The sequence below is a fragment of the Pseudomonas sp. GM18 genome (genome assembly GCF_000282195.1).
GTDB lineage: Bacteria > Pseudomonadota > Gammaproteobacteria > Pseudomonadales > Pseudomonadaceae > Aquipseudomonas.
Genome location: NZ_AKJT01000125.1, coordinates 19849 through 28128 on the forward strand (window position 1 = coordinate 19849; position 8280 = coordinate 28128).

Annotated in this window: 7 protein-coding genes; 5 read left to right on the forward strand and 2 right to left on the reverse strand. The window is 59.1% G+C overall.

The annotated features are described in order from the left end of the window. Positions 1–6 precede the first annotated feature (6 nt). From PMI21_RS02055 to PMI21_RS02045, 3 genes are read left to right on the forward strand one after another with little or no spacing between them, the layout of a single operon-like run. Complete coding sequence (locus PMI21_RS02055) at positions 7–966, forward strand: cytochrome-c peroxidase (RefSeq protein ID WP_007941691.1); 960 nt, start codon at positions 7–9, stop codon at positions 964–966. After that, a complete protein-coding gene (locus PMI21_RS02050; protein WP_007941693.1) occupies positions 963–2774 on the forward strand; it encodes a DAHL domain-containing protein in 1812 nt (603 codons plus the stop codon). Before PMI21_RS02055 ends, PMI21_RS02050 begins: the two co-directional genes overlap by 4 nt. Then, entirely contained in the window at positions 2771–4168 is a 1398-nt protein-coding gene (locus PMI21_RS02045) for an ATP-binding protein (RefSeq protein ID WP_007941694.1), read from the forward strand. The genes PMI21_RS02050 and PMI21_RS02045 overlap by 4 nt, the downstream gene beginning before the upstream one ends. A 30-nt stretch (positions 4169–4198) precedes the next feature. Here PMI21_RS02045 and PMI21_RS02040 read toward each other — a convergent pair whose 3' ends face one another. Beyond that, positions 4199–5524, reverse strand: coding sequence for an APC family permease (locus PMI21_RS02040; protein WP_007941695.1), 1326 nt, complete (start codon positions 5522–5524; stop codon positions 4199–4201). Between the two features lie 202 nt (positions 5525–5726). After that, positions 5727–6548, reverse strand: a complete 822-nt coding sequence (locus PMI21_RS02035) for a carbon-nitrogen hydrolase family protein (protein ID WP_007941696.1) — start codon at positions 6546–6548, stop codon at positions 5727–5729. A gap of 127 nt (positions 6549–6675) precedes the next feature. On the opposite strand from PMI21_RS02035, the gene PMI21_RS02030 reads away from it, so the two are divergent. Then, a complete protein-coding gene (locus PMI21_RS02030; RefSeq protein WP_007941697.1) occupies positions 6676–7476 on the forward strand; it encodes a helix-turn-helix transcriptional regulator in 801 nt (266 codons plus the stop codon). Positions 7477–7624: 148 nt separating this feature from the next. After that, on the forward strand, positions 7625–8280 hold a 656-nt coding region (locus tag PMI21_RS02025; RefSeq protein WP_007941698.1), incomplete at its 3' end, for a glutamate synthase-related protein.

An 8280-nucleotide genomic window follows, 5' to 3' on the forward strand; every position in this document is an offset into this window, starting at 1 on the left:
CATAAGATGTCGCGCTCCTTCTGCTACTTGCTCCTTGCGCCTCTACTCGGCTGTTATCTGATAGCCAGTGGCGCACCGCTGGACGAACCGCTCAAACCCTTGCCCGCGGTGCCCGAGCAGAATCCCTTGCAAGTCGAACTCGGTCGCCGGTTGTTCAATGAACCACGGCTGTCGGTCAACAACAGCCTGTCCTGCGCCAGTTGCCATCGTCTGGAAATCGGCGGTGCCGACGATAAGGCGTTGTCCACTGGCTTCAAGGGCGATCCCTTGACGATCAATACCCCGAGCGTGTTCAACGCGAGCCTGAACTTCCGGCAATTCTGGAATGGCCGCGCCGACTCTCTGGAAACCCAAGCCCACGAAGTGGTGCAGAGCCCCAGTGAAATGGGCAGTCATTGGGAGCATGTCGTCCAGTTGCTGTCCGCCGACCCGGATTACAAAAGCGCTTTCACCAAGGCCTACCCGGACGGCGTCACCATGATCAATGTGCAAAGTGCCCTGGCCACCTATGAGCGCACGCTGATCAGCGCCAACTCGCGTTTCGACCAATACCTGTCAGGCAATACCGAGATTCTCACCATTGACGAGAAGTACGGTTACCAACGCTTCAAGGACTACGGCTGCATTGCCTGCCATCAGGGGGTGAACATCGGCGGCAACATGTTCCAGAAATTCGGGGTCATGGGCGATTACTTTCAGGCTCGAGGTAACCCCACCGAAGCCGATCTGGGCCGCTATCTGGTCACCAAGGCTGAAGAGGACCGCAACGTGTTCAAGGTGCCGAGCCTGCGCAATGTTGCCGTGACCGCGCCGTACTTTCACGACGGCTCGGCTAAAACCCTCGAAGAGGCGGTAGACGTGATGTTCAAGTTCCAGCTCGGTCGCGTGCCCTCCGACAAGGACAAAGACCTGATCATCAAATTCCTCAAGACCCTGACCGGCGAGTGGGGAGGAAAACCGTTATGAAAACGTACCACCGTCGCAACCTGGCGCTGCTCGGTGCCGTGGCCGTGCTGCTGGCCTCGACGCTGTTGTTCCTGTACCTCAAGTCCAACTCGCAGGAGACGTCGACCTACGCCGAGTCCCGGGATTTGATCGGCCGGATCAAACAGTTGAACGCGCAATGGGAAACCGAGATTCTCAAGTCCAGGATCGCCATCAGTCACAACTACGATCCGCTGGTGGCACCGCTGAGCGAGATGACGCGCCTGTGGCAGCGGTTCGAGAGTATGGAGTCCAATCACGGCCGCAACGACTCGCCGACCTGGCGTGCCAGTCATGACGCATACCTTTCCGCCATCCAGGAAAAAACCCGGTTGGTGGAGCAGTTCAAATCCCACAACGCGGTGCTGCGCAACTCACTGGCGTTCCTGCCCACTGCCGAAGACGACATTCAGCAACCGCTTACCCAACTGCCCGATGAAGACAAACTGCAACTGCAGAACATTGCCACCGACACCTACGATTTGCTGCTCAGCAGCCTGGAGTTCGCCCAGGTCACCTCCGACGATAGAGCGGCGGATATTCTGCTGGGGCTGAACAAACTGGGGGTGAACAAGCAGCGATTACCGGAGCAGCTCCACGGCCCGATCGATATTTTGAGCAACCACATCGCGCTGATCCTGCGTGAACAACCGGTGGTCAATCGGTTACTGGAAAACATCGAAGCCATTGCGGTGGCCGAACGGCTGGACGACATTACCGGCTTGCTGAACAAGGACCAGCAGCAAACCGATGCCATCGACCAGCGCTACCACTTCTACATGCTGGTATTTTCGACGCTGCTGGTACTGGTGCTGGTGTACCTGGCGATTCGCCTGATGCGCAGCTTCGGGGAGATCCATCGGGTCAACAAGGAACTGCAAACCGCCAACGAAGTCCTCGAACAACGGGTCGAAGAGCGCACCCGCGAACTCAAGGATACCCAGAGCGAATTGCTCGACACCGCGCGTCAGGCCGGCATGGCCGAAATCGCCACCAACGTGCTGCACAACGTTGGCAACGTGCTCAACAGCGTGAACATCTCGGCCGACCTGGTCACCCGCCGTCTGCGTAGCAGCAAGGCCCAGGGGCTGGGCAAGGCAATGCAGCTGATCAATGAACATCAAAGCGACCTGGGCACCTTTCTGACCCAGAACGAGAAAGGAAAACTGCTGCCCGGCTATTTGAATCAGCTGGTGGAAGCCATTGCCCTCGAACAGCAAGGCATGACCGAGGAACTCGCACAACTGAGCAAAAGCGTCGATCACATCAAAGACATCGTCGCTACCCAGCAGTCCTACGCGGGGGCCAACAACCTGGTGGAACCGCTGTACATCAGCGAACTGCTTGAGGACGCCCTGCGCATGAACGCAGGCGCCTTGACCCGACATCACGTCACGGTGGTCAAGGAGTACGGCGACGTACCGCAAGTGATGGGCGACAAGCACCGCTTGTTGCTGATCCTGATCAACCTGATCAGCAACGCCAAATACGCCATGTCCGACCTCAGCAACCGAGCGCGGCACATCACCCTCGGGGTAAAAGTCGTCGAGGACACGATCCTGCAAATCAGCGTCAAGGATGACGGCGAAGGCATTGCACCGGAAAACATGACGCGGATCTTTGCCCACGGTTTCACCACCCGCAAGGAAGGCCACGGCTTCGGCCTGCACAGCTGCGCGCTGGCCGCGATCGAAATGAACGGCCATCTCACCGCCCACAGTGACGGGCCGGGCAAGGGCGCCCTCTTCACCTTGCAGATCCCGCTGAACCCCGTCATGGAGGAAGCATGAGCGACCTTTCGAACCGCCGCATTCTGCTGATCGACGATACGCCGTCCATCCATGATGACTTTCGCAAGATCCTCACCCCGACCTCGGCCAAACATGCAGAACTGGACGAAATGGAGGCCGCGCTGTTTGGCAGCGAAGTGAAACCCACCCAGCTTCTGTTCGAGCTGGATTCGGCCTATGGCGGTCAGGAGGGCCTGGGCAAACTCGTCCAGGCCTTACAGGAAAACCGCCCCTACGCCCTGGCCTTCGTCGACATGCGCATGCCCGAGGGCTGGGACGGTGCGCAAACGATTGAACACCTATGGCAAGAAGACCCGAACCTGCAAGTGGTGGTGTGTACCGCCTATTCCGACTATTCGTGGGATGAACTGCTGGAACGCCTGCACGCCCACGACCGCCTGCTGATTCTGAAAAAGCCGTTCGACAACATTGAAGTCCAGCAGATGGCCAACACCCTGCTCACCAAATGGGACATGACCGAACGGGCGTCTACCCAGATGAGCCATCTGGAGCAGCTGGTGGATCAGCGCACGACCCAGTTCAAGCAGGCCAGCGAAGCGTTGCAGCGGGAAATCGACGAGCGCAAACAACTGGAAAGCCAACTGGTGCAGTCGGAAAAACTCGCCTCGCTGGGGCAACTGGCGGCGGGCGTCGCCCATGAAATCAATAACCCCATCGGCTTCATTTCCTCCAACCTCGGCGCCCTCGATGGCTACTTCAAACAACTGCAGGCCATGCTCGATGCCTATCGGGAAGCGGAGGCTGCCGTTACCTCAAGCGACGTCCTCGAACGTCTCGGTCAGCTACGTGAAAAGGTCGAGCTGGAGTTTCTGCGCGAAGACATTCCGCTGCTGATCAAGGAATCCAAGGACGGCATCAACCGGGTCGGGCAAATCGTCAAAGACCTGAAGGACTTCTCCCGCGTCGACTCCAATCAGGAATGGCAGTGGGCCAACCTGCAGCAGGGCATCGAGTCGACGCTGAACATCGTCGCCAATGAACTCAAGTACAAGGCCGATGTGGTGAAGGAGTATCAAACGCTACCTGACATCGAATGTCTGCCGTCGCAGATCAATCAGGTGATCATGAACCTGATCGTCAACGCATCTCAGGCCATGGGGCCGGAACGGGGCACCATCACCCTGCGTACCGGGCTGGAAGGTGAAACGGTGTCGATCGAAGTCGCGGACACCGGATCAGGCATAGAACCGGAATGCCTGCAAAAAATATTCGACCCGTTCTACACCACCAAACCGGTGGGCCAAGGGACAGGGCTCGGGTTGTCCCTGTCCTATGGCATCGTGAAAAAACACCGGGGCGATATTTCGGTACGCAGCGAAGTCGGCGTGGGCACCACGTTTCGGGTCGAACTGCCGGTGCGCCAATCAGCCTGACGACATATCCCCCGTAGATATTGATATGTCTTAAGTGGCTTCCTGGAAATCCATCTCCGGTGGCTGGCGACGGAAACCGCCGGTCAGTGCCGCGAGGTACACCACGCCAATCGCCAGCCAGCTCAGCCCCAGATAAATCGCCAGATGATCAAGGCTGACCATCAGCCATACGTCCGCCGCCAGGCCAATGAACGGGAAGAGCAAAAACAGCACGCACTCACGCAGGCCTTTGTGCTCGCCACCGATCCAGTAGTGAAAGATCACCGACAGGTTCACCAGACTGAAGGCCAGGAACGCGCCGAAGTTAATGAATGAGGTCGACGTGGTGACATCCAGTTTCAGCGCGAGCAACGCGACCACGGCACACAACAAAATGCTGTTGACCGGTGTGCCGAAGCGCTCATGCAAGGTGCCGAAGAACGATTTGGGCAACACGCCGTCGCGGCCCATGGCGAACAGCAACCGCGAACCGCTGGCCTGGGCTGACAGACCCGAAGCGAACTGACCGACAATCAACCCGATCAGGAACATCGACACGAACAGGTCGCCGCCGATATTGCGAGCGATTTCATAAGCCGCCGAGTCGACGCTGTCGAACTGGAACGACGGATGGGCGATCTGCACGAAGTAGGACACGCCGACGAAAATCAGCCCGCCGATCAGGGTAATCAACATGATTGCCCGTGGAATGGTGCGGCGCGGGTCGCGGGTTTCTTCGGTGAGGGTACTGACCGCATCAAAACCCAGGAATGAGTAACAGGCGATGGCCGCACCGCTCATGATCAGCGGCATCTGCATGTCGCCGGTGAAGAACGGTCCGATCGACCACAGCGGCGTGCTTGCATCGCCACCGACGTAGTGAATGCACAGCGCGACGAACGCGATCAACACCAGAAACTGCACCAGCATCAGCAAGGCATTGATGCCGTTGGCCAGTTTCAGGCCAACGATGTTGATGGCGCTGGTGATGCCGATGAACGTCAGCACCCAGACCCACTGCGGTACCGCCGGGAAGGCGGAGTTGAGGTAGGCCGCGCCGATCAGCCAGATCGCCATGGGCAGGAACAGGTAATCGAGCAACACCGCCCAACCGGCGATGAAACCGAGTTTCGGGCTGATCGCCTTGCGTACGTAGCTGTAAGCCGAACCGGCGACGGGAAACGCCGCGGCCATTCGCCCATAACTCATGGCAGTGAAAAACATTGCCACCAGCGCCGCGAGGTAAGCGGCGGGGACCATGCCGGCGGTGGATTGAGCAAGAATGCCAAACGTGCCGAGGACAATGATCGGTGTCATATAAGCGATACCGAACAGCACCACTGACCCCAATGACAGGGTCCGTTGCAAATGAGCCATGAGCGACTACTCCGAATTATTAGATTTATGGCAGAGCCGGGTTCGGCGAAAGTTTCAGGGTGTTGTGTTGTTGTTTTTTGATCGTTCCCACGCTCTGCGTGGGAATGCCTCAATGGACGCTCTGCGTCCGCTCTTGGGACGCGGAGCGTCCTGGGCTGCATTCCTTTGCTGCGCGTGGGAACGATCGGTCATCTTTTGATCTTCAGGTCCTGGGAATCAGCAACTCCCGAAGCCCGCAAGGATGCTCGATCATCTCCCCCGGCAATTTCAGCCGCTGGTCATCCAGGTATCGATAATCCTGCCGCGCCGCCGTCAGCTGATTCAGGTCCAGTTCAACCGCGAACTGCCCCTCCTCCCGCCCGGCCTCGAACAACAGCGTGCCCAACGGGTCCACCAGTGCACTGCCGCCGGCAAACACCAGCCCGCCATCGCCCTCTTCCACGCGGTTGACCATCAGCGCGAACGCCTGATTCTCCTGGGCGCGGGCCATGATCGCGGTGCGATGGGTCGGGCCGTAGGGGTCCATGTTGCCGTTGGTGACGATCAGTAATTCGGCGCCCAGTTGCGCCAGTGCGCGGGCGGTTTCGGGGAACTCGATGTCGTAGCAAATCAGCAGGCCGACGCGCACACCGTTCCACTGGCACGTGGCATAACGGTCACCCGGCTCAAACACCCCACGATCCGACGCCCACAGGTGGGTCTTGCGATATTTCAGCGCAATGCCTTGTGGCGTGATCAACAGCGTGGTGTTGTAGAAGCGGCCGTGGTCGTTCTCGGCCATGCCGATCACCACGGCAATGTTGTATTCACGGGCGGCGGCCTGCACGGCGCTGACGGTCGGCCCGTCCAGCGGTTCGGCGGTTTGCGCCAGTGCTTCGAGGGAAGGGAAGCCCATCAGGTGGGTTTCGGGAAACACGATCAGCTGCGTGTCGGCCGCACAGGCAGCAATCGCCGCCAGTGCGCGCTCGAGGTTGTAAGCCGTGTCGTTGTCACGGCCCGCCAATTGGGCGAGTTCGACTTTCATCGGTAGTCCTTGTTCTCGGTGCCGGGCAAGTAGAAAGATTGCCCGGTCGTTGTCTGTGCGCCAGTATGCGCAGCAAGCCACCGACCGGGGAATTACGCGGCCGGGGTAACCCGATAGGGGTAGACCCATGACACTCACGCTTGACGACATCGCCTGGCACCGCTCGGTTGGGCAACTGATCGACGCCCTGGACAAGCCCAATTTCTGGACGCAGCTTGTACGGTTGCTGGATCAGTACGTGCCCTTCGACAGCTGGGTGGCACTGCTTTTCAGCGCCGATCAACACCCGCAAGTGTTCGCCGAATGCCCCGGCGAGGACGGCAGCCCCGATCAACTGTTCCAGGATTACCTGCGCGGGTTGTACCTGCTCGACCCGTTCTACATCGCCTGCCGCGAGCAATCGCGCACCGGGCTGTATCGCCTGTCGGAAGTCGCGCCGGAGCACTTCGAGCTGACCGAGTATTACCAGCGCTACTTTCGTCTGAATGTGGTGGCCGATGAAATCCAGTTCAATTGCCACCTTGAGGGCGACCGCACGCTATGCCTGTCGTTGGGCAGCAAGCAGCGTTTCAGCCATCAGCAAATCGCCCTGCTGTCGCTGATCCAGCCTTGGGTGCTCGGCCTGTTGCGCCAGCGTCTACCCTATGAAATCAACGAAGTCGTGGCCCTGGCCCCAACGCCGCCGCAAGTCGACTGGCGCGTTCAGCTGGAAGCCTCGGTGCAGCAACTCAAAGGCGCACAATTGACCGCCCGTGAGCTGGATGTCGGGCGTTTGATGCTCAGCGGTTGCTCCAGTAAAGAAATCGCCCGTAAGCTGGAAATCTCTGTCGAAACCGTGAAAGTCCATAAGAAACACATGTACAGCAAGCTGGGGATCAAGTCCCAGTCCGAGCTGTTTTCGATTTTTCTCCAGGCGCAGAATGCCTGACGTTTTCTGTAGGAGCGAAGCTTGCTCGCGAAGAGGCCATTACATTCAACATTGATGCTGGCCGACACACCGCTTTCGCGAGCAAGCTTCGCTCCTACAGCGATTGATGTATCCACGACACAACCGAGTCCGAACCCAAGGAAACCGTATGAGCCTGTCACTCCTGAGCCGCTACGCCTTCTTTGCCGTCTGTGTGATATTCACCCTCGCCAGCCTGCCCTTCCTGGAATACGACTGGCTCTGGCCGATCACCGCCGTCACCGGCGTCCTCAGCCTGGTGGGCCTGTTCGACCTGTTGCAAAGCCCTCATGCAGTGCGCCGCAACTATCCGATCCTGGGCAATATCCGTTATCTGGTGGAGGGCATTCGCCCGGAAATCCGCCAGTACCTGCTCGAATCCGACAGCGATGCCCTGCCCTTCTCCCGGGCCCAGCGTTCGCTGGTGTATTCGCGGGCCAAGAACGAGAGTGCCGACAAACCTTTCGGCACGCTGATCGACGTGTATCAGTCGGGTTTCGAATTCATCGGCCACTCGATGCGCCCGGCGCCATTGAGCGACCCAAGCAGTTTCCGGGTGATGGTCGGCGGCCCGCAATGCACCCAGCCGTACTCGGCGTCAGTGTTCAACATCTCGGCCATGAGCTTCGGCTCCCTCAGCGCCAACGCCATTCGCGCGTTGAACCAGGGCGCCAAACTCGGCAACTTCGCCCATGACACCGGCGAAGGCAGCATCAGCCCCTATCACCGGGAAAACGGTGGCGACCTGACCTGGGAACTGGGCAGCGGCTACTTCGGCTGCCGCAC